This window comes from Kitasatospora sp. NPDC054768 (genome assembly GCF_053612025.1).
Window position 1 is genome coordinate 1 of record NZ_JBSHBN010000045.1, and the last position, 19,429, is coordinate 19,429.

22 protein-coding genes are annotated in these 19,429 nt (G+C 72.4%); 6 read left to right on the forward strand and 16 right to left on the reverse strand.

The window, feature by feature from the left end:
• Window positions 1-46: 46 nt before the first annotated feature.
• The 3 genes from ACWGKU_RS16245 to ACWGKU_RS16255 all read right to left on the reverse strand — a co-directional run bounded on the left by ACWGKU_RS16245 (window position 47) and on the right by ACWGKU_RS16255 (window position 2,788).
• On the reverse strand, window positions 47-1,378 hold the full coding sequence (locus tag ACWGKU_RS16245) for an LAETG motif-containing sortase-dependent surface protein (RefSeq protein WP_452178221.1): 1,332 nt from the start codon (window positions 1,376-1,378) through the stop codon (window positions 47-49).
• 227 nt (window positions 1,379-1,605) lie between these two features.
• On the reverse strand, window positions 1,606-2,352 hold the full coding sequence (locus ACWGKU_RS16250; RefSeq protein WP_401048362.1) for an MBL fold metallo-hydrolase: 747 nt from the start codon (window positions 2,350-2,352) through the stop codon (window positions 1,606-1,608).
• Window positions 2,353-2,596: 244 nt separating this feature from the next.
• Window positions 2,597-2,788: a MarR family transcriptional regulator gene (locus ACWGKU_RS16255; protein WP_359904135.1), complete on the reverse strand. Its 192-nt coding sequence runs from the start codon at window positions 2,786-2,788 to the stop codon at window positions 2,597-2,599.
• Between the two features lie 186 nt (window positions 2,789-2,974).
• Here ACWGKU_RS16255 and ACWGKU_RS16260 point away from each other — a divergent pair, with 186 nt between their 5' ends.
• Window positions 2,975-3,433: a type II toxin-antitoxin system PemK/MazF family toxin gene (locus ACWGKU_RS16260; protein ID WP_380545619.1), complete on the forward strand. Its 459-nt coding sequence runs from the start codon at window positions 2,975-2,977 to the stop codon at window positions 3,431-3,433.
• Window positions 3,434-3,490: 57 nt separating this feature from the next.
• Here the strand turns inward: ACWGKU_RS16260 and ACWGKU_RS16265 are convergent, their stop codons facing one another.
• The 7 genes from ACWGKU_RS16265 to clpS form a co-directional block, all read right to left on the reverse strand.
• Window positions 3,491-4,459: a PLP-dependent cysteine synthase family protein gene (locus ACWGKU_RS16265; RefSeq protein ID WP_359904138.1), complete on the reverse strand. Its 969-nt coding sequence runs from the start codon at window positions 4,457-4,459 to the stop codon at window positions 3,491-3,493.
• 71 nt (window positions 4,460-4,530) lie between these two features.
• Entirely contained in the window at window positions 4,531-4,809 is a 279-nt protein-coding gene (locus ACWGKU_RS16270; RefSeq protein WP_030242903.1) for a MoaD/ThiS family protein, read from the reverse strand.
• 117 nt (window positions 4,810-4,926) lie between these two features.
• Window positions 4,927-5,046 (reverse strand): putative leader peptide, encoded by a 120-nt coding sequence (locus ACWGKU_RS16275; protein ID WP_387694855.1) that lies wholly within the window; start codon window positions 5,044-5,046, stop codon window positions 4,927-4,929.
• A gap of 139 nt (window positions 5,047-5,185) precedes the next feature.
• Window positions 5,186-5,617, reverse strand: coding sequence for a M67 family metallopeptidase (locus ACWGKU_RS16280; protein WP_359904141.1), 432 nt, complete (start codon window positions 5,615-5,617; stop codon window positions 5,186-5,188).
• A 157-nt stretch (window positions 5,618-5,774) separates the two neighbouring features.
• Window positions 5,775-7,163 carry an amino acid permease gene (locus tag ACWGKU_RS16285; protein WP_401048363.1) on the reverse strand — a complete coding sequence of 463 codons (1,389 nt, stop codon included), beginning with the start codon at window positions 7,161-7,163 and terminating at the stop codon, window positions 5,775-5,777.
• Between the two features lie 304 nt (window positions 7,164-7,467).
• Window positions 7,468-8,040 carry a DUF2017 domain-containing protein gene (locus ACWGKU_RS16290; RefSeq protein ID WP_452178222.1) on the reverse strand — a complete coding sequence of 191 codons (573 nt, stop codon included), beginning with the start codon at window positions 8,038-8,040 and terminating at the stop codon, window positions 7,468-7,470.
• A 130-nt stretch (window positions 8,041-8,170) separates the two neighbouring features.
• On the reverse strand, window positions 8,171-8,464 hold the full coding sequence (gene clpS / locus ACWGKU_RS16295; protein WP_049654313.1) for an ATP-dependent Clp protease adapter ClpS: 294 nt from the start codon (window positions 8,462-8,464) through the stop codon (window positions 8,171-8,173).
• A gap of 140 nt (window positions 8,465-8,604) precedes the next feature.
• Here clpS and ACWGKU_RS16300 point away from each other — a divergent pair, with 140 nt between their 5' ends.
• Together ACWGKU_RS16300 and ACWGKU_RS16305 are read left to right on the forward strand one after the other, a co-directional pair.
• Window positions 8,605-9,939, forward strand: a complete 1,335-nt coding sequence (locus ACWGKU_RS16300) for a nicotinate phosphoribosyltransferase (RefSeq protein ID WP_401048355.1) — start codon at window positions 8,605-8,607, stop codon at window positions 9,937-9,939.
• 214 nt (window positions 9,940-10,153) lie between these two features.
• Window positions 10,154-10,744, forward strand: coding sequence for an isochorismatase family protein (locus tag ACWGKU_RS16305; RefSeq protein ID WP_380545613.1), 591 nt, complete (start codon window positions 10,154-10,156; stop codon window positions 10,742-10,744).
• Window positions 10,745-10,883: 139 nt separating this feature from the next.
• Here the strand turns inward: ACWGKU_RS16305 and ACWGKU_RS16310 are convergent, their stop codons facing one another.
• The gene (locus ACWGKU_RS16310; protein WP_452178223.1) at window positions 10,884-11,891 is read right to left on the reverse strand and encodes a hypothetical protein; all 1,008 of its coding nucleotides are present in this window, start codon (window positions 11,889-11,891) and stop codon (window positions 10,884-10,886) included.
• Window positions 11,892-12,147: 256 nt separating this feature from the next.
• Here ACWGKU_RS16310 and ACWGKU_RS16315 point away from each other — a divergent pair, with 256 nt between their 5' ends.
• Together ACWGKU_RS16315 and ACWGKU_RS16320 are read left to right on the forward strand one after the other, a co-directional pair.
• Window positions 12,148-12,822 (forward strand): hypothetical protein, encoded by a 675-nt coding sequence (locus tag ACWGKU_RS16315; protein WP_452178224.1) that lies wholly within the window; start codon window positions 12,148-12,150, stop codon window positions 12,820-12,822.
• Between the two features lie 587 nt (window positions 12,823-13,409).
• Complete coding sequence (locus tag ACWGKU_RS16320; RefSeq protein ID WP_401048709.1) at window positions 13,410-13,850, forward strand: hypothetical protein; 441 nt, start codon at window positions 13,410-13,412, stop codon at window positions 13,848-13,850.
• A 33-nt stretch (window positions 13,851-13,883) separates the two neighbouring features.
• Here ACWGKU_RS16320 and ACWGKU_RS16325 read toward each other — a convergent pair whose 3' ends face one another.
• Window positions 13,884-14,480, reverse strand: coding sequence for a DinB family protein (locus ACWGKU_RS16325; RefSeq protein ID WP_359904161.1), 597 nt, complete (start codon window positions 14,478-14,480; stop codon window positions 13,884-13,886).
• A 206-nt stretch (window positions 14,481-14,686) separates the two neighbouring features.
• Between ACWGKU_RS16325 and ACWGKU_RS16330 the strand changes: the two genes are divergently transcribed.
• Window positions 14,687-15,268 carry a GNAT family N-acetyltransferase gene (locus ACWGKU_RS16330; RefSeq protein ID WP_452178225.1) on the forward strand — a complete coding sequence of 194 codons (582 nt, stop codon included), beginning with the start codon at window positions 14,687-14,689 and terminating at the stop codon, window positions 15,266-15,268.
• Here ACWGKU_RS16330 and mycP read toward each other — a convergent pair.
• The 4 genes from mycP to ACWGKU_RS16350 all read right to left on the reverse strand — a co-directional run bounded on the left by mycP (window position 15,262) and on the right by ACWGKU_RS16350 (window position 19,321).
• Window positions 15,262-16,512, reverse strand: a complete 1,251-nt coding sequence (gene mycP, locus ACWGKU_RS16335; protein ID WP_452178226.1) for a type VII secretion-associated serine protease mycosin — start codon at window positions 16,510-16,512, stop codon at window positions 15,262-15,264. The two genes, ACWGKU_RS16330 and mycP, sit on opposite strands and share 7 nt — an antisense overlap.
• Window positions 16,513-16,597: 85 nt before the next feature.
• Complete coding sequence (locus ACWGKU_RS16340; RefSeq protein WP_452178227.1) at window positions 16,598-18,025, reverse strand: PPE domain-containing protein; 1,428 nt, start codon at window positions 18,023-18,025, stop codon at window positions 16,598-16,600.
• 37 nt (window positions 18,026-18,062) lie between these two features.
• Entirely contained in the window at window positions 18,063-18,512 is a 450-nt protein-coding gene (locus ACWGKU_RS16345) for a hypothetical protein (RefSeq protein ID WP_380545597.1), read from the reverse strand.
• 95 nt (window positions 18,513-18,607) lie between these two features.
• Complete coding sequence (locus ACWGKU_RS16350; RefSeq protein WP_401048717.1) at window positions 18,608-19,321, reverse strand: endonuclease V; 714 nt, start codon at window positions 19,319-19,321, stop codon at window positions 18,608-18,610.
• Window positions 19,322-19,429 lie beyond the last annotated feature (108 nt).

Here is a 19,429-nt window from a genome sequence, read left to right on the forward strand (position 1 = left end):
GGCCGCCCCCCGCGCGCCCCGGGGCGGCCCCCCCCACGGCGGGCGGTCAGCTGGTGCGGCGGCGGCGGGCCAGGAAGAAGGCCCCCGCGCCGGCGCCCACCAGCAGCGCTCCGACGCCCGCGATCAGGCCGGTCCGGTCGCTGTCGGCGCCGGTGGAGGCCAGGTGGCCGCCCACCGGCCGGTCACCGGCCGCCGGGGCGTCGCCCGCGGGCGCGGCGGGCGCCGAAGCGGCCGGGGCGGCCGGTGCCCTGGTGACGTCGCCGGCCTGCTGGGCGGCGGGCGCGTCGCCGCCCGGCTGCGGCTTCGAGCCGTTCGAGCCGTTGGACGGGGCCGGGGCCGGGGTCCCGGTGCTCTCCGGGGTGCCGGTCGGGGCGGGCGTGGTGGTGGGCTTCGGTTCCGGGGCGACGACCCGGACGGTGGCGCCGGGCGAGCACATGGTGGTGCCGCGGAAGGGCATGCCGTCGCCCTCGTTGACGAACACGCAGGGGTTCAGCTCGGTCGCGCCCGGCGGCATGTCGGCCGGGTAGCTGACCCGGACCCGCTTGGTCTGCGAACTCCCGGGGGCCACCGAGGAGTTGCGGCCGTCCAGGTAGAAGCCCGCCGGAGGCTCGGCCTCGGTGGTGACCGGCGCCAGGACGGTCCAGGTGCCGTCGGCGCCACGGACCTCGACCCTGGCGTGCCGGTCGGTGAACAGCACGTTGCCGAGGTTGGTGTAGGCGGACGGCGTCGGGTTCCTGAGCACCGCGTCGAACTCGATGGGCGCCCCGCCCGCGACGGCGGTGGCCGGGACCCCGGACACCCCGTTGGTGATCCCCTCCACGTTGATCACGTGGGTGTCGTTGAGCGGCGGCTCGACCGGGGAGTCCTGCCACCAGCCCTTGACCGCGGTGCGGAAGGCGAGGTTCGGGCCGGTGCCACCGTTGGTGGCCCCGTCGTGCGGCTTGCCCATCGGAACACCGAGGCGGAGCCTGACGTCGGCGCCGCCCGCCGGGACCGTCACCTTGCCGGTGCCGCCCGCGTTGACCATCCGGTTCCCTTCGGAGCGCGCCTTCAGGTCCACCGGCAGCCAGCCACCGGTCATGTCGCTGAAGTAGTCGAGGCTCAGGGCGTCCGGCGGCGTCCCGAGGTCGCTCTCGATCTCGAAGTCCAGCACGACGGACGTGCCCTGGTCCCCCGGGTTGCCGATGTGCTCGGTGAACTCGACCGGCCCGCCCGCGAAGCCGACCACCGCCGGGGCGTGCACGGTCAGGCTGAGCGGCCCGGCGGTGGCGAACGCCGGGGTCGCGGTCACGGCGCCGCCGGCGACCAGCGCGGCGGTCAGCGCGACCGCCGGAACGAGCCGGCGGGCCCGGTTCAGGGCACGGTTGGTCTTGCGCATGGGAATCCCCCTGGATTTCCGCTCCGGACCGACACGGCCGGATCCGGGCAGCACGAAGCAAGCCTGGTGAGTGGTGTGATCGCGGCCGCGCCCGACGGGCCGACCGTTCCGGCGGCGTTTCCCGCCGCTCACCTACTAGGACGTACGGGGGGCGGCGAGGTTGCGGGTCGTCCCGGAACTTTTTCCCGGGAATTCCGCGGAACCCCGCGCAACCCCCGCCGAGCTGCTCAGACCTCGTACACCGCACCGGCCCGGGCGACCTCGACCGGCCCCGGGTAGGCGGCCGCGGCGTCCCGCCGGTTGTGCTCGGCGTCGGTCCACGGGGGGATGTGGGTGAGGACGAGCCGGCGGGCGCCGGCCGCGGCGGCGTGCTCGCCCGCCTCGCGGCCGTTGAGGTGGACGGCCCGATAGGTGTCGCGCCCGTCGATGTACGCCGCCTCGCAGAGGAAGAGATCGGTGTCGCGGGCGAGTTCGACGAGTTCGGCGCTCTCGCCGGTGTCCCCGCTGTAGACCAGCGAGCGGCCGTCGTGCTCCAGCCGGAAGGCGAAGGCGTCGACGGGGTGGTTGACCTGGGCGACGCCGATCCGGAACGGGCCGAGCTCGAAGCTGCCGGGGGTGAGCGTGCGGAACTCGAACACCTCCTTCATCCCGGGGTTCTCCGGCATGTCGTAGGCGCGGGCGAGCCGCTCGGCGGTGCCGGCCGGACCGTACACGGGCAGCAGTTCCGGGCAGCCCTCGGCGCGGTAGTTGCGGGCCACCCAGTAGGCGCACAGGTCGACGCAGTGGTCGGCGTGCAGGTGGCTGAGCAGGACGGCGTCGACGTCGTAGAGGCCGGTGTACTTCTGGAGGGCGCCGAGGGCCCCGTTGCCGAGGTCGAGCACGACGCGGTAGCCCTCGGCCTCGACCAGGTAGCTGGAGCAGGGCGAGTCGGGGGCCGGGAAGCTCCCCGAACACCCCACCACGGTCAGTTTCATCCGAGCCCCTCCGCCCCGACACATCCTGGCTGCTGCTGGAAAACGGCATCGCCGTCCTCCACCGGACAGCGTGGAAAACGGCATGGAAAACGGCAGGCCGGGCGCGGCGAACCGGCCGGTAGCACTGCGTTGGTGTGTCGAGGGTAAGGGCGGAGCGGCACTTTGCCCCCGTCCCCGTGCCGGGCTGTGGGCGGAATCACCAGAACGCCGGGAGCGGGAGCGGGGGTGGTTGACGGGCCGGGGATCAGCGGCGCCGGGGCCGGTTGCGGGCCCAGGTACGGATGGTGAACGGGTACCACCGCGGGCGGCCGCTGCCGTCGATCACGTCCGGATCGGGCAGCAGCCGGTGCCGGCGGTAACTGCGGACGGTCGCGGGCCGGACGTTGATGTGGCGGGCGATCTCGGCGCAGGACCACAGCTCGGGGCCACGGGTCACGGGGGCACCTCCGGGGGACGGGGGCGGACGTTCGTGACGCAGCCTTGCCGGACCGGCCGGGACTCCGGGCGCAGAACGGGCATTGTGGCAGTTCCGTGACGAACCGGGAGCAATGCGCGGACAAATGCCCGACTGTCACGGCCGGCACGGTAGTGGCGTTCACCCCGGCCCGGTACGGTTCGCCGCATGAACGGCATGACCGCTACCTGGCTCGTCCTGTCGCTGCTGGGCGTCGCGCTGCTGGCCGCCGCCGCGGCGGCGCTGGTGCGGCGCACCCGCCCGGCCCCGCGCCCGGCCGGGCCGACCGGCCCGAAGCCGCGGCCGGGGGCCGGCCCCGAGCCGCAGGAGATCTGGTGGGCGCAGGTGCCGTTCGAGGACGGGCCCGGGTCCAAGGACCGCCCGTGCCTGGTGCTGCGGGTGCGCGGCCGGACCGCCACCGTCGCCAAGATCACCAGCAAGCACCACGCGGAACGCCCGGGCGTACTGCCGCTGCCGCCCGGGACGGTGGGTGACCGGGAGGGCCGGGCCAGCTGGCTGGAGACCGACGAGCTGCGCGAGGTACCGCTGTCGGCCTTCCGCCGCCGGGCCGGCGCGGTGGACCGGCAGGTCTGGGCCCGGGCGCAGCGGGCGCTGCCGCGCGGTTAGCGGCCTGCCCCCGGATTCCGCGGGCCCGGCGAGGATCCACGGGACGGGCCCTGCGCCCTACGCCCAGAGCTGGCCCTGCAGCGCCTCGACCGCGGCCTCGGTGGACTCGGCGGTGTAGATGCCGGTGGACAGGTACTTCCAGCCGCCGTCGGCGACCACGAAGACGATGTCCGCGCGCTCCCCCGCGGCCGCCGCCTTGCGCCCGACACCGATCGCCGCGTGCAGGATGGCGCCGGTCGAGACGCCCGCGAAGATGCCCTCCTGCTGGAGGAGTTCGCGGGTGCGGCGGACGGCGTCCGCGGAGCCGACCGAGAAGCGGGTGGTGAGCACCTCGGCGTCGTACAGCTCGGGGACGAAGCCCTCGTCGAGGTTGCGCAGCCCGTACACCACGTCGTCGTAGCGCGGTTCGGCGGCGACGATCCTCACGCCGGGGACCTTCTCGCGCAGGTAGCGGCCGACGCCCATCAGGGTGCCGGTGGTGCCGAGGCCCGCCACGAAGTGGGTGACGGTGGGCAGGTCGGCGAGGATCTCGGGGCCGGTGCCGGTGTAGTGGGCGCCCGCGTTGTCGGGGTTGCCGTACTGGTAGAGCATCACCCAGTCGGGGTGCTCGGCGGCGATCTCCTTGGCCATCCGTACGGCGGTGTTGGAGCCGCCGGCCGCCGGGGAGGGGATGATCTCGGCGCCCCACATGCGGAGCAGTTCGCGCCGCTCCTCGCTGGTGTTCTCCGGCATCACGCAGACCATCCGGTAGCCCTTGAGCTTGGCGGCCATGGCCAGCGAGATGCCGGTGTTGCCGCTGGTGGGCTCCAGGACGGTGCAGCCGGGGGTGAGCCGGCCGTCGGCCTCGGCGCGCTCGATCATGTGCAGGGCCGGGCGGTCCTTGATCGAGCCGGTCGGGTTGCGGTCCTCCAGCTTGGCCCAGAGGCTCACCAGGCCGTCGGCGTTGCCGGGGACGGCGGCGGACAGCCTCGGCAGACGGACCAGCGGGGTGTTGCCGACGGCTTCGAGCGGACTGTCGTAACGCAAGGGGGCCTCCGGCCAAGGCGGTGGGGTGGAGAGGGCGGTTCCCCCGCCGTGCGGGCGGGGGAACCGGGAGGTCAGCGGGCGCCGCCGGCCACGGCGGGCAGGATGGTGACGCTGTCGCCGTCGGCGAGGGCGGTGGAGATGCCCTCCAGGAAGCGGACGTCCTCGTCGTTCAGGTAGACGTTGACGAAGCGGCGCAGCTCGCCGCCCTCGACCAGGCGGGCGGCGATGCCCGGGTGGCGGGCGTCGAGGTCGGTGAAGAGTTCCCCGAGGTTGCTGCCGTTGCCCTCGACGGCCTTGGCGCCGTCGGTGTAGGTGCGGAGGATGGTCGGGATGCGGACCTCGATGGCCATGAGTGCGCTCCTGGGCGAGTCGTGGAGTGAGTGGGCCGCGGCGGAGGCGGCGGGGCGGTCGCCCCGGGCTCGGCGTCGCCGGGGGCGGCGGGCCCGGGTGAGGTGGTGAAGCGGCTCTCAGCGCGAGCGCGCGGGCGTGCCGGGACAGATCGCACCGGCGTGCCGGCACAGGTCGATGTGCAGGCGCGCCACGAGGCGGATGCCCGGGGCCTGAGTGCTCACATCGACGGAACGCATGGGCTCATCGTATAGATTCCCGGGCCCGCTCCGACATGGCTGTCTCGGGATCCGGATGTTCCCGTTCCCAGGGCTGAGACGACAGCGGCCCGCCGCCCCTTCGGGAGGGGTCGGCGGGCCGCGTCCGCGGGGGTGCCGGTCAGACCGGGTAGGCCTCGACGACCTGCACGTCTTCCTCTGTGATCTCGCCGTCCACGATGCGGAACGAGCGGAACTGGTACGGGTCGTCCTCGCCCTCGCCCTCGGCGGTGGAGACCAGGACGTAGTGGGCGAACGGCTCGGAGGCGTAGCTCACGTCGGTGCGCGAGGGGTAGGCCTCGGTGGCGGTGTGCGAGTGGTAGACGATCACCGGCTCCTCGTCCCGGTCGTCCATCTCGCGGTAGAGCTTGAGCAGGTCGCCCGAGTCGAACTCGTAGAAGGTGGGCGAGCGGGCGGCGTTGAGCATCGGGACGAACCGCTCGGGCCGGCCGCTGCCGGCCGGTCCGGCGACCACGCCGCAGGCCTCGTCCGGGTGGTCGGCGCGGGCGTGGGCCACGATCCGGTCGCGGAGTTCTCGGGTGATGGTCAGCATGCGGGCCAGGATAGCCACGCCCCGGCGGCTGTCCGCCGGGGCGTCCGAGGCGCGGTCGGTGGGTGTCCACGTCCGGCCGGCGGGTGTCCGCGTCCGGGTGGTGGGTGTCCGCGTCCGGTCGGTGGCGCCGGGGCCGGGCCGTGGCGTCCGGGCCCGGTCAGCGGGCGTCCAGACTCCCGTCGCCGGCGGGCAGGTTGCCGTCGTCGGCGGGCTGCCGGTCCGCGGCGGCGTCGTGGAGGGCCCGCGGATCGCGGCGCTTGAGCACCTGGTAGCCGACCACCAGCAGCACGGCCCAGCAGGGGAAGACGAACAGCGAGATCCGGTTGTCCCGGTCCAGGCCGATCAGCACCACGACCAGGGCGAGGAAGGCGAGCGCGGCCCAGCTGACCCAGGCGCCGCCGGGTGCCTTGAAGGTGGGCGCCGGCAGGTGGCCGGCCCGCCAGGCCCGGCGGTAGCGGATCTGGGAGATCAGGATCATCGCCCAGGTCCACAGGCCGCAGACCGTGGCGACCGAGGTGATGTACTCGAACGCCCGCGCCGGGACGACGCCGTTGAGCACCACGCCGATCCCCATCAGCAGACAGGAGACGGTGATCGCGAAGGCCGGGGTGCGGCGGGAGTTGAGCCTGGTGAGCCGTCCCGGGGCCTGGCCGCGCAGCGCGAGGTCGCGCAGCATGCGGCCGGTGGAGTACATCCCGGAGTTGCAGGAGGAGAGCGCGGCGGTGAGCACCACGAAGTTGATGATGCCGGCCGCCGCCGGGATGCCGATCTTGCCGAAGGCGGCGACGAACGGGCTGACTCCGGGCCGGAACTCGGTCCACGGCACGAGCGAGAGGATGACCACCAGCGCGCCGATGTAGAACAGCATGATCCGCCAGGGCAGGGTGTTGATGGCCCGCGGCAGGGTCTTCTCGGGGTTCTCGCTCTCGCCCGCGGTGACGCCGACGAGTTCGACGCCCAGGTAGGCGAACATGACGATCTGAAGGGTCATCACGGTGGAGCCGATGCCCTGGGGGAAGAAGCCGCCGTCCTGCCAGAGGTGGCCGAGCGACGCGGTGTCACCGGCCTTGCTGAAGCCGAGGGTCAGCACCCCGACGCCGATCAGGATCATGCCGATGATGGCGGTGACCTTGACCATGGAGAACCAGAACTCGATCTCGCCGAACAGCTTCACCGAGATCAGGTTGGCCGCGTAGAGCAGGACCAGGAAGGTCAGCGCACTGACCCACTGCGGTATGTCGGGCGCCCAGAACCGCACGTAGACGGCGGCGGCGGTGGTCTCCGCCATGCCGGTGACGACCCAGAACAGCCAGTACGTCCAGCCGGTCACGTAGCCGGCGAAGGGGCCGAGGAACTCCCGGGCGTACTCGGCGAAGCTGCCGGAGACCGGTCGGTAGGTGAGCAGTTCGCCGAGCGCCCGCATGATCACGAAGATCACCAGGCCGGCGACGGCGTAGGAGAGGATCAGGCTCGGGCCGGAGCGGGAGATCGCGGTGCCGGCGCCGAGGAACAGGCCGGTGCCGATCGCTCCGCCGATCGCGATCATCTGGATCTGGCGGCTGCCGAGCCCGCGCTCGTAGCCTTCGCCGTCCGCCGCGCTGTCGACCCTTTCGTCGTACAACTTCTCGGCCACTGTGCACCGTCCTGGTCGGTCTCGGGGGTGGAGAAGTCGTACCACGCGAAGTTCGGACAGCGGTGTCCATCTGAGCGTTATTTGAGCATGACCTGGTATGGTTTGCCCGATTTTCATAAGAAATGCCCCGGCCAATCGTCCACATTCTGGACGAAACGGCCGGGGCTTGCCCGGAATCGGGCAGGATCACTCCCTCGAGGGGCGGGTCCGCTCGGACTCAGTCCGCCATCGCCTCCAGCAGCGACTCCTGAAGGGCTCCCAGCCACAGGTACGCCATCACCAGCGGCTTGCGCTCGTCGCCGTCCGGCAGCTCGTAGAGGCCGTCCTCGTCGTCCTCGGTGACCTCCAGCCGGACGCCGACGGCCAGCCGCAGGTCGTTCAGCGCGCCCAGCCAGCGCTGACAGTCGGGCACCGCCAGCTTGAGCACCCCGCCGTCGCCGAGGCCGTCCAGCGCCCGGACCACGAACAGCGCGTCGTCCCGCTTGCGGGCCCGCAGGTCCAGCTCGGTGAAGCGGCGGAACTCGCCGGACGCGACCCTGGCCTCCTCGTCCTCCGGCTTCCCCAGGTCGCCGTAGGCGTCCGGGAAGAGCCGCGCCAGCGCCGGGTCGGCGGGAGCCTCGGTCGGGCCCTCGGCGAACAGCGCGGCCAAGGGGTCGTCACCCTCCCCGCCCGGGCCTGGGCCGATCAGCTCCAGCAACTGCACTTCCAAAGAGCGCAGGATGGAGGCCTCCCACTCGTCCAGCGCGATCGCCGCGCCGCCACCGCCGGCACTCTCGAACAACCCAGCCATCTGTATCGGTCAGCCCGTCTTCGTCGTCTTCGGTCGTACGGCCGGCGGTCCGGCACCCGTCGGGCCGGCCCCGGCCGCCTGTGCGCCGGTCGCGCCGACGCCCGTACCGCCGGCGCCGGTCGGTCCGGCGTCAGTCGTGCTGCAGCGTCGCCCAGAGGCCGTAGCCGTGCATCGCCTGGACGTCGCGCTCCATCTCCTCGCGGGAGCCGCTGGAGACCACCGCCCGACCCTTGGTGTGGACGTCCATCATCAGCTTCCGGGCCTTGTCCTTCGGATAGCCGAAGTAGGCCTGGAAGACGTACTGGACGTAGCTCATCAGATTGACCGGGTCGTTGTGCACGATGGTCACCCAGGGCGTGTCCGGCTCGGTCACCGGCACCCCCTCGACCTCCGGGCGCTCGATCTCCACGGGCGCGACGCTCAAGCCGGGTCCTCCTCGCTGCACAGTCGTCCGTAACCCCTCATGCCCCATGCTGCCATCCGGGGGACACCCCGGCGATTCCGGCCCGGCACGCTCGCCGAGAAATCGTCACTCTGACGCTAAGTGGTAGTAGCATCATCCGTATGGACGCCACTTCCGTGCGCGCGGCCGGCTCGACCGCGCTGCTCACCGACCGCTATGAGCTCACCATGCTGCAGGCCGCCCTGCGCAGCGGGGCCGCGCACCGCCGCTCCGTCTTCGAGGTCTTCACCCGCCGCCTGCCGAGCGGCCGCCGATACGGCGTCATGGCCGGCACCGGTCGGGTCCTGGACGCCGTCGAGAACTTCCGCTTCACCACCCCCCAGCTGGACTGGCTCGCCGACCAGGACGTGGTCGACGAGACCACCCTGCGCTTCCTCGCCGACTACCGCTTCCGCGGCGACATCCACGGCTACCCCGAGGGCGAGGTCTACTTCCCCGGCTCGCCGCTGCTCACCGTCGAGGGCAGCTTCGCCGAGGCCGTGATCCTGGAGACGGTGATCCTCTCGATCCTCAACCACGACTCGGCCATCGCCGCCGCCGCCTCCCGGATGACCGCCGCCGCCGGCGGCCGCCCGGTGATCGAGATGGGCGCCCGCCGCGCCCACGAGCAGTCCGCCGTCGCCGCCGCCCGAGCGGCCTACGTGGCCGGCTTCGCCGCCACCTCCGACCTGGAGGCCGGCTTCACCCACGGCATCCCGACCACCGGCACCGCCGCCCACGCCTTCACCCTGGTGCACGACAGCGAACGGGACGCCTTCACGGCGCAGATCGCCTCCATGGGCAAGGGCACCACGCTGCTGGTCGACACCTTCGACCTGCGCGAGGCCGTGCGCACCGCCGTCGAGGTGGCCGGCCCCGAACTGGGCGCCGTCCGGATCGACTCCGGCGACCTCACCCTGCTGGCCCACCGGGTCCGCCGCCAACTGGACGAGCTCGGCGCCGACCGGACCAGGATCATCGTCACCTCGGACCTCGACGAGTACGCGATCGCCGCCCTGGCCGCCGCACCGGTGGACGGCTACGGCGTCGGCACCAGCCTGGTCACCGGCAGCGGCCACCCGACCTGCGCGATGGTCTACAAGCTGGTCGCCCGCGCCGGGACCGAGGGCGGGCCGATGGTGCCGGTCGCCAAGCGCGCGGCCGGCGGCAAGACCAGCATCGGCGGCCGCAAGTGGGCGGCCCGCCGGCCCGACGCCGACGGCGTCGCCGAGGCCGAGGTGGTCGGCACCGGACCCGTCCCGGACGGGCTGCGCCCGCACCTGGTGCAGGTACCGCTGGTGCTGGACGGCGAGACCGTCGGCCGGGAGCCGCTGAGCGCCGCCCGCGAACGGCACGTGCGCGCCCGCGCCGCCCTGCCGCTGTCGGCCACCCAACTGTCCAAGGGCGACCCGGTGCTGCCGACCGAACTGGTCCTGCCCGCCGGGCCGGCCCACTGACCGGAGCCCGGGGCCGGGACCGGCCCACCGGACCGGCCCCGGGGACTTCCGCCCCCGCGCGCCACTCCCTACAGTCAACCGTAGAGTTCCCCGAGTTCCCCCGGAGCTCCCCGAGTACCCCCCGCGCCCGCCGCGGCCGGGCCGCGTACTCCCGAGGGCTCCCCCCACCGGGGCGCCGCCTCCCGCGGGCCCCCGAGATCCGAGGATGCGAGCCATGCACCGGGCACTGATCGTCGTCGACGTGCAGAACGACTTCTGCGAGGGCGGCAGCCTGGCCGTCGCCGGCGGCGCCGAGGTGGCCGCCGCCATCACCGACCTGATCGCCGAGTCCTCCCCCGGCTACCACCACATCCTCGCCACCCGCGACCACCACATCGACCCGGGCGACCACTTCTCCGCCGAGCCGGACTACGTCGACAGCTGGCCGCCGCACTGCGTGGCCGGCACCGAGGGCGTGGGCTTCCACCCCAACTTCGCACCCGCCGTCATCTCCGGCGCGGTCGAGGCGGTCTTCGACAAGGGCGCCCACTCGGCGGCGTACAGCGGCTTCGAGGGGCTGGACGAGAACAACCGCGGTCCGGTGGAGTGGCTGCGCGAGCGGCAGGTCGACCAGATCGACGTGGTCGGCATCGCCACCGACCACTGCGTCCGGGCGACCGCGCTGGACGCGGCCCGGGCGGGCTTCACCACCCGGGTACTGCTGGACCTCACCGCCGGGGTCGCCGCGGAGACCACCGCCGCCGCGCTGGCCGAGCTGCGGGCGGCCGGGGTCGAGCTGGTCGGCACACCGCTGGTCCGCCCGTAGCGGCTCCCGGGGCCGTGCCCGGGGGTGCTCGCGGGGGTGCTCGCGGGGGGGCGTGTTCACGGGGGATGTGTTCGCGGGGGCACGGTCGCGAGGTCGTGCTCGCCGGGTCGTGCCCGCGGGGGCGTTCCCGCGGGGCCGCTCAGACCACCAGCAGCTCCACCACGTCCGTCCCGCCGGCCCGGTACGCCTCGCGCAGTTCGCCGCCGACCACGTCCGGGTCGGCGGCCAGCCGGGCCCCGCAGACGTACACCACGCGGACGCCCAGGTACTCCATCCGGTGCTGGCCGCCGCGCACCCAGGCGGCCTCGCCCTCGCTCACGCAGCGCAGCTCCGAGTCCACCTCCACCGCGACGCCCCGCTCCGGCCAGTAGAAGTCCGGGACGGCGATGTACGTACCGCCGCGCATCCGCAGCTCGGGGGCGCTCAGCGGCGCCGGCAGCAACCACTCGTCCACCAGGCTCCCCAGCCGCTCCAACACCACATCCCGCTCGGTGGCGAGCAGTTCGTCCAGCGCGGCACGCACCCGTGGCTCGCAGGTCAACCCGCAGTCGGTCAGCTCGGCCACCAACTCCCGCACCGTGCAGTGGTTCCCGGGCAGAGCGAGGGCCTCCCTCAGCACCTCGCGCACCGGAGCCGGGCCGCCCGACGGCTCCGCCGTCCACTCGACCAGCGCGTCGGCCACCGCCCGGGCCACCGGCGCACAGGCCAGCCCGTGCACCGAGCGGGCCACCAACTCCCGTTCGGTGCGCCGGATCCGGACCTCACCGACGTCCTTCAGCCGGCGCTGCCGGGGCACCAGGACGTCCACCCCCGTCACCGCCGGCAGCCGGGGCACGACGGTGAAGCCGTACAGCGCCAACGCGGCCGTGCCGGTGATCACCGCACCCTCCCGGCGACCCTCCTCGCGACCGTTCTGCGCGGCGTACAGCAGCGCGGCCCACATCCGCTGCTCGGGGGTGGGCTCGGCGGCCTGCAGCAGGTAGACCCTGGGCAGCATCCGCTGCCAGGGTCCGCCCCGGCGGCAGTGCTCGGTGATGATCCGGGCCGGCACGCCCCGGGCGCGCAACTGACTCGCGGTGACGACGTTCTGCTGACGCTTCGCCAGCTCCTCCAGGGACGGCGGCGGAGTCGGAATCCGGTAGCTCATGCCGACACCATCCCCAACCCCCCGGACCCGCGACCGGGACCCTGACGCACTGTTACCCAACCGTCGCGAAACCGGGATCAGCCCGCACTAAAGTCCTCATACCCTCACTCATTTGGAGTAATTGACGCTCATCAGGTTGTCATATGTGATCGAAAACGATCGTCGACCTGGTCGCCTGACCCAGAGTGATCAAAGGCATACGGCGAGGGATGCCCAAGGCGTCAATCCCGCCCCGGGGATTGCCTAGGCTTACGTCATGTCACGTGACGAGACCGCCGGCCTCCGCGCGGCCCAGCTCCGCCTCGGCCGCCTGCCCGGATACGTCCGCCGCCCGGACCCCGCCCGCCGCAGCGGCGAAAAGGGCCATACGTACAAGAAGGGCTGGGAGGTCCGCTTCACCGCCCGCAGTGAGGCCGAGATAGCAGAGATCCGCGACCTCGTGGTCGCCGCCGGGTTCGCCCCGGCCAGGCCCTTCTTCAAGGGCCATCAGCTCATCCAGCCCGTCTACGGCATGGCCGCCGTACAGGCCTACCTGGCCGCTAGACAGGCTGCCGAGGAACACGCCGCCCGGGCCGCGCTCGGCCGCCGACGACGGGCCCCGGGGCAGCCCGCCGGGGAGCACGCCCCCGGAGCCGTCACGGGCGGCGGGCACACCCCGGGGACGCACGCCCCGGGGACGCACGGCTCCGGGGCGCTCTCCGCCGGTCCGCACGGCTCCGCAACGCACGGCTCCGGGACGCACGCCGCAGGCGCCGCGCACCGGCGCGAGCGCGAGGAGGCCGCCGCCGGAGCAGCCGCGGCGGCTGCGGCCGCGGCCGCGGCGGTGGCACAGGCGGCCCGGCGACGGGCCGTCGAAGCCTTCCCGACCCAGGTCGAGCGGGACACCGCCGTCGACCGGATCACCCCCACGGAGGCCCGTACGACCTCCTGACCGGCGGCCGCTCCGCCCGCCCTCCCGCCCCGGCCGGCCCCGTTCAGGCCGGTCCCGTTCAGGCCGCCGGGGCGCGGTCGATGTGCCCGGCCCACCGCATCGGCCGTCCACCGCATCCGCAGTGCGCCCACTCCGCGCACGCCGTCAACGCCACGCGCACGACCGTCACCGTGATGACGACCGTGCCCCCGTCCGTGGTGATCTCCGCGACGATCGTGAGTGCGGTTGTGCGGGTGGTTGTGCGGGCGCAGGTTCGCGCCCTGAGCGTGGACGCCAGCCTCCTCAGGCCCTACGGTGTCACATCAACTGCCTTGCAGCCACAGCCGTCCTACGCACTCTGACCAGCTGCGACACGCTCGCACCTACGAGTCCCCCGCCACTGCGCAGTACTGCCCCGCCGGCCCTCGCCGGCCACCTTCCCGGCCGTCCCGCCGCCGCGCCGCACCCGGTCGCCACCGGAACCGGCCTGGCGGCGGCGGGTTCCGGGCATTCCATCGGATTGGTCACCCAGCGCACCGAGGGCCTACCGTAGAGTGAGCACAGATGATCGACCGTCAGAAATCCATCTCCCTTTCCGAGAAGCCGAGATGACCAACCGTCACGAGAGTTCCGCCGAGTCGCCCCCGGGGCCCGGCGAGCCGGCGGACGTACCACTGGAGTTCACCGCGTTCTGCGAACTCCACCGCCCCCGGTACCTCAGCTATGCGCGCGTGTGGCTCACCGAGCACGCCGCCGCGGCCATCGCCGTCCAGCAGGCCTTCGCGGAAATCGCGGTGCACTGGCGGGAGTTGATGGGCAGCTCCAACCCGACCGCGCACGCCTGGGAGATCCTGCGCGGCACCGTCGCCGAACACACCCGCCGGGTGACCGCCGACCCGGGCCGGCACCCGGCCGAGGACGACCTGGCGATCCTGCACTACGTCGTCGGCCTCGCCGCCCCCGAGATCGCCGACGTCATCGGCACCGACGCCGCCAGCGTGGCCGGACGGCTGCGCCGCACCATGCTGCGCGAGGCCTCCGGCTGGTGACCCCGCGCGCCCGCCGCCGCCCCCGGCGCGGCCTCAGACCCGTTCGCCCGTCACGTCGAACAGATGGTGCACCGGGTCGTGGATCAGGTACCGGGCGAACGACTCGACCGTGAACCGCGCCCCGTCGCTGCGGTTCCCGGTCCGCCCCCACTGCTCGCCGGCCACCCGCTCGAAGGCCCCTGCGAGCCTCTCCGCGGCCTCCGCCAGCTCCCCGGCCACCACCTTCGGGTCCTGCTCCCCGTAGCGCTCGGCGACGGCCGTGTCGTCCTGGTCCCAGTTCGGGAACAGCGGGTCCTCCCGGTCCAGCATCAGGCCCAGCCGGACCTCGAACAGCCGGAAGACGTCCCGGACGTGGCACGCGTACTCCAGGTCCGACCACACCCCCGCGGCGGGCCTGCGGCGCAGTCCGTCCGCCTCCCCCGCCAGCACCGTCAGCCAGCCCTCCGCATTGGCCCGGACCATCCCGGCAACGTCCTCCCGGACCACCCGCGGAGTGTCCAACCCGCAGTCGGGACAGGGGCGTTCCAACACCCAGGTCCAGTCCTTGGTGTCCGGGACGATCCCGGCGTCGGTGCTGTCGGTGGCGGCGATCGACGTGCTCTCGACCGGCGTGCTCTCAGAAGCGCTCATGGGCCCAGCATCTCCACCACCCGACAAGCCCCACCAGTGGCAATGACGCCAGCGATCGCCGAAATGCTGCCACCCCCGGCGCACCCACCGGCGCATTCCCCCATCACGCGCCCCCATCCCCGCGCGCACTCCAGCCCGGTGCGCACCCGCACCACCGGGATCAAAGACGTGGACGAACCGGAAACCGGCCCGCCATCCTGGACGCCATGACCGCCGACACCACCAACCTCGCCGACCTCGCCGCCCTCGCCGGGAAACCCACCCTGCACGGCCCCACCATCCGGCTCGTCCCCCTCGACGAACGGCACACCGACCCGATGTGGGAACTCTGCACCGACAAGACGACCAACCGGCTCACCGGCACCCGCACCGCCTTCACCCGCGACCGGATCCACCAATGGTGCGCCACCCGCCCCGACCAGCCCGACCGCCTCGACCTCGCCGTCGAGGACCCCACCACCGGCCGCTTCCTCGGCGAAACCGCCCTCACCGACGTCGACCCCGACAACTCCTCCGCCAGCTTCCGGATCGCCCTCACCCCGGACAGCACCGGACGCGGCATCGGCACCGAGACCACCCTCCTGGTCCTGCGCCACGCCTTCGAAACCATCCGCCTCAACCGCGTCCACCTCGAAGTCTTCGAGTACAACGAACGCGCCGCCCACGCCTACCGCAAATCCGGCTTCACCCTCGAAGGCCGCTCCCGCCAGGCCCACCACTGGGACAACCGCTACTGGGACGTCCTCCAGATGGCCGCCCTACGCGACGAATGGCTCGCCACTCACTGATACGACCCCCCACCAGCCGCCCCCCGCCGCCGCCGCGCCCGCACCACGAGCGCCACGACGCCACCGACCACCAACACCAAACCCCCGGCCGCCACCCCCACCACGACCCCCACCCCGCTCCCGCGGTCCCCCTCGGGGACCATCGGCTCCACGGAGGGCTCGTCGGTCTCCTCAGTCACCGGAGGCGGGGTGCCCTTCGCTTCCATTCGCCCGATCAGGGGATTCTCCCGAGACCCGTTGTCCACGGCCGGATTCGCTTCCAGGGCCTTCGCCGGCGCGACGAGCCCGTAGCCGTACTGGTTGTTGGGCACTACCGCCCCGTTGGCGGGCGGAGAAGCCGACTTGATCATGCGGTTGATCACCTGTCCAGCGGACAGATTGGGGTACTTGGACCGAATGAGCGCAGCGGTGGCGGCGACATAGGCGGTGGAATCCGAGGTGCCGCTTCCGGTGACATACGCCATCGAAGACTTCGCAGCCGCGTGGTAGATCCCCACCCCGGGCGCTACGAGCGTCGTCTCAGGACCTGACGTCGACCGATCCCACACAGACCCGTTGGAATCCACTGCCCCGACCGCCACCACTCCGGGGAAGGCAGCCGGGTATCCGACCCCCAGGCTTGACCCGGTGTTGCCCGCGCCGGAAACCAGCACGACATCCTTTGAAACCGCGTAGTTGACGGCCTTTCTCAGCTGCGAGTCCCAACGGTAGGACCCGGAGAGGGAGATGTTGACGACCTTCGCGCCGTGGTCCGTCGCGAATCGAATCGCCGCTGCGAGTTCGTTCTGACCCGTGTCAGAACCTTGCGAAGAACCAGGATCCGGCGAAGGACTGGAGTTGTCGGCATCTGTTGTCACCCTCACCGGAAGGATCTTCGCCTTCGGGGCCAGCCCCATCACCCCTGCCTGATCGCCGTGCCCGTGTCCTGCGATCAGGCTCGCCATCCCCGTGCCGTGACCGTCACTGTCCACTCGACCGTCCGTATTACCGCCGGAGAAGTCGGCCCCGGAAAGCACCTGTCCGGTCAAGTCCTGGTGATCCTGGTTCACGCCGGTATCGATCACTCCGACAATCACGCCGTCGCCCTGACTTACCGGCCAGACCTTCGTCTCCGCTTCGAGGGATTTCAACGCCCACTGCTGGTCTCTGGCCTGGTCGGCCGATGCCACCGGCGTGGCCGAGCCCAGCATCAGTACCCCGGCAGCCAGAGCCGCCGCACCACGCGCCAACCGGCGGCTCGTCAAACCTGGTCACCCCACTCAGTGAGGCATCCCGCAGGCCGTCGACCTGCGGGATGCGATCAGATCACCCGTCCGTTCCCGGACCGGTTCATTTCACCACGTTCGGATTCCTGGGCTTTTCCAACGCCCAGGTCTCCTCATCCTCGACGAGATAGTCCGGCCGCTTGCCGTCCTTCCCCTGGTCCTTCTTACGTCCTTGTGCTCCGCTCATCGGGACACCGGGAGACATACCGTTCGCGCTTGCGACCCCCGACTCACCCCTGAGCCGGTTTCGCGCTCCAAGTCCGGATCCGCCTTCCGTGAAAGCCTGCTTGCCTTGTACTCCACCGGGCTTCGCCGTCTCCCCGATGACCCCACCAGGCCGTGCCAGAGGTTGCCCGGCCTGCTTTCCGCCAAGCGCTCCGCGGCCTCCGGTACCGATGCCCGGATGGACCTCGCCAGCACTGCCGCTAGCCCGCCCTCCACGCTGTCCGGGCCCCTCGACAGGCGTCACCCCGGCCGAGATCTCCCTACCTCCTGGGCCGGACTTTCCCTGACCCACGATCGGCCCGACCGGGGATATGGTCGTCGGGCCCGTGGACCGAGGGACGTCCGGCCCGCTGCCGGCCCCGAACGGCCCAGTGGCAGGGCCTCCGGTGTGCACGGGATCCAGCCCCGAGGTCTGGATCCCGGCAAGTGACGGACTCGGGACACTTCCGGTCGAAGGTGCAACCGGCTTGCCGTAGACACCCGCACCGGAGCCGGGGCCGGGAGGCACCGACGGCTTTGCCGGGGCTTGCGCCGTACCGCCCTTGATGCCCGAGTCGCTCGGAGCCGGCGCGCTCCTCGCGACGGATCCGGCGGTCATCGGCGGTTGGCCGGACTTGCGCTGGGCAGGCGGGACAGTCGTCGCCCGTGTCGACGCCCCCGCCGTTCCCATCGAGGTTCCTGACACCATTGCCGCCGCCATCGCCGCTGCCCCAGTCGGGTCGTCCGTCGAACCGGCGTCGGGGGTTTCAACCCTTCCCGGCCTCTTCGGGTCGTACGGCGGCGGGGGCTTCAGGGCCGGGGTGGCGATGCGGTAGTGCATGGCGAGGGTTTGCATGATGGCGGCCGCTTCGGCCTTCTTGCGGTCGGCGAGGGGGAGGTGTTCGTCGTCGTCGCCGAAGAGGGCGTCGCCGACGGTGTCCTTGACCTTGTCCCAGTTGCCGGGTTCCTCGGGCATGTCGCGCTTGGCCTTGGCCATGGCTTCGGAGGCGGTGTGGAGGATGTTGGCCGCGTCGTTGGCGTAGGCGGCGGCGTTGTTGATGCTGGCGGCCAGGGTGAGCATGCGGGTGTGGAAGGCGTCGCTGGTGGTGCCTTCCCAGGAGGTGGCGGCTTCGGTGCTGGCTTTGGTGAGGGTCTGGCGGATCTGTTTGAGGGTGTCGGCGGCCTTGCGCCAGGGGTCTCCGGCGGCCATCACCGCGCCGGGGTCGAGGGCCTGTGCCATGGTGCGGAGCTGGGCGTGGCTGTACTTGGTGAAGTCGGTGTAGACCACGGGCGGTCGGCCTCCGTTCGGTCCGGGCGGGCGGCGGTCAGACGGTGGCGTTGCCGCGGGTGGACGGGGTGAGGTTCTGCTGGGCCGCGGCCTGGCTGCCGGCGGAGGGGTGGGCGACGGACCAGCCGTCGTCGCCGAGTTTGAGTTTCGCGGCGGCGTGCTGGTCCTGCTCCTCGTAGTTGGTGGCGGTGAGGTCGGCCTTCTGCTGGGCCTCGTTCACGGCTTCCTGGAGCTGGTTGAGGACGTCGCGCAGCGCGTCCCGCATGGTGCCGTAGCGGCCGTGGATCTCGGTGGCTTCGGCGAAGGTGCCGAAGGCGTTCTTGCCGATGCCGCTGCGGCCGTGGGTGTCGCTGCCGTCGGCGTGTTTCTGGAAGTCGGCGAGCAGCAGCCGTACTTGGCCGGCGAAGGCGCGGAGTTGTTCGACTTCGATGCGGTAGCCCTGTCCGGCTCCGCCGGTCGATCCGGTTCCGGTGGTCCCTGATCCCATTTCGGCGCCTCCCCCGTGCGTCCGTCCCTGGCGGTCGGGGCCGGGCCCCGGTGTCATGTCTAACACACCGGGTCCGAATCCCGCCCGGGGCTTGGTCAGTTCGCGGTCGTCCCGGTCCGTTGGGCGTCGGTGAGGGCGCGTCGGCAGAGCGAGTCGGCGTGCCGGGTGGTTTCGGGGAGGCGGTAGTGGCGGGCGAGTTGGAGGGTGGTGCGGACGGCGGTGTCGAGGCCGGTGCGGTGGCCGACGGAGACGAAGACGGGTTTCACGCCTTCCCTGGTGCGGACGGCGCGGCCGACCTCCTCGCCGGTGGCGGGGTCGGTGAGCGGGGTCCAGGAGCCGCGGGGCGCGTCGGGTTCGTGGTGGTCGAAGGTGAAGGGGGTCTTGGCGACGCCGAGGGTGCGCAGTCCGGTGAGGACGCCGAGGTGGCTGGCGAGGCCGAGGCGGCGGGGGTGGGCGAGGCCGTAGCCGTCGCAGACGACGAGGTCGGGGGTGCGGGTGAGTGCGGCCAGTGCGTCGAGGACGGCGGGGAGTTCGCGGAAGGCGAGGAGTCCGGGGACGTACGGGAAGGCGATCCGGCCGACGGCGGTGGCCTGTTCGACGACGGCGAGGGTGTCGCGGTCGAGCAGGACGGCCGCGGCGGCGACGAGGTCGTGGTCGTCGTCGTAGGCGACGTCCACGCCGGCGACGAGCGCGTCGGGGGCCGGGTCGCCGGGGCCCTTGTCGTCGTGGGCCTGGACGAGCGGGCGCAGCCGCTCCTGTTCGGCGAGTGCCTCGGCCTCGGTGGTGGGCCAGTCGGCGGGGATGGGCATGGTCGGTTCCCCCGGGTGCGGTGGTGTGCGGCGGTGCGTGGTGTCGACGGGTTTCGCCTCACCGTACCGACCGGGCCGGACGACCCCGGGGTGAGCCCGTGCGCCCCC

What these genes read in the sequence shown, in the direction of transcription:
- ACWGKU_RS16245 (WP_452178221.1), bottom strand. Translation starts at nt 1,378, where the DNA reads ATGCGCAAGACCAACCGTGCCCTGAACCGGGCCCGCCGGCTCGTTCCG.
- ACWGKU_RS16250 (WP_401048362.1), bottom strand. Translation starts at nt 2,352, where the DNA reads ATGAAACTGACCGTGGTGGGGTGTTCGGGGAGCTTCCCGGCCCCCGAC.
- ACWGKU_RS16260 (WP_380545619.1), top strand. Translation starts at nt 2,975, where the DNA reads ATGAACGGCATGACCGCTACCTGGCTCGTCCTGTCGCTGCTGGGCGTC.
- ACWGKU_RS16270 (WP_030242903.1), bottom strand. Translation starts at nt 4,809, where the DNA reads ATGGCCATCGAGGTCCGCATCCCGACCATCCTCCGCACCTACACCGAC.
- ACWGKU_RS16275 (WP_387694855.1), bottom strand. Translation starts at nt 5,046, where the DNA reads ATGCGTTCCGTCGATGTGAGCACTCAGGCCCCGGGCATCCGCCTCGTG.
- ACWGKU_RS16280 (WP_359904141.1), bottom strand. Translation starts at nt 5,617, where the DNA reads ATGCTGACCATCACCCGAGAACTCCGCGACCGGATCGTGGCCCACGCC.
- ACWGKU_RS16285 (WP_401048363.1), bottom strand. Translation starts at nt 7,163, where the DNA reads ATGATCGCGATCGGCGGAGCGATCGGCACCGGCCTGTTCCTCGGCGCC.
- ACWGKU_RS16290 (WP_452178222.1), bottom strand. Translation starts at nt 8,040, where the DNA reads ATGGCTGGGTTGTTCGAGAGTGCCGGCGGTGGCGGCGCGGCGATCGCG.
- ACWGKU_RS16300 (WP_401048355.1), top strand. Translation starts at nt 8,605, where the DNA reads ATGGACGCCACTTCCGTGCGCGCGGCCGGCTCGACCGCGCTGCTCACC.
- ACWGKU_RS16305 (WP_380545613.1), top strand. Translation starts at nt 10,154, where the DNA reads ATGCACCGGGCACTGATCGTCGTCGACGTGCAGAACGACTTCTGCGAG.
- ACWGKU_RS16310 (WP_452178223.1), bottom strand. Translation starts at nt 11,891, where the DNA reads ATGAGCTACCGGATTCCGACTCCGCCGCCGTCCCTGGAGGAGCTGGCG.
- ACWGKU_RS16315 (WP_452178224.1), top strand. Translation starts at nt 12,148, where the DNA reads ATGTCACGTGACGAGACCGCCGGCCTCCGCGCGGCCCAGCTCCGCCTC.
- ACWGKU_RS16320 (WP_401048709.1), top strand. Translation starts at nt 13,410, where the DNA reads ATGACCAACCGTCACGAGAGTTCCGCCGAGTCGCCCCCGGGGCCCGGC.
- ACWGKU_RS16325 (WP_359904161.1), bottom strand. Translation starts at nt 14,480, where the DNA reads ATGAGCGCTTCTGAGAGCACGCCGGTCGAGAGCACGTCGATCGCCGCC.
- ACWGKU_RS16330 (WP_452178225.1), top strand. Translation starts at nt 14,687, where the DNA reads ATGACCGCCGACACCACCAACCTCGCCGACCTCGCCGCCCTCGCCGGG.
- ACWGKU_RS16345 (WP_380545597.1), bottom strand. Translation starts at nt 18,512, where the DNA reads ATGGGATCAGGGACCACCGGAACCGGATCGACCGGCGGAGCCGGACAG.
- ACWGKU_RS16350 (WP_401048717.1), bottom strand. Translation starts at nt 19,321, where the DNA reads ATGCCCATCCCCGCCGACTGGCCCACCACCGAGGCCGAGGCACTCGCC.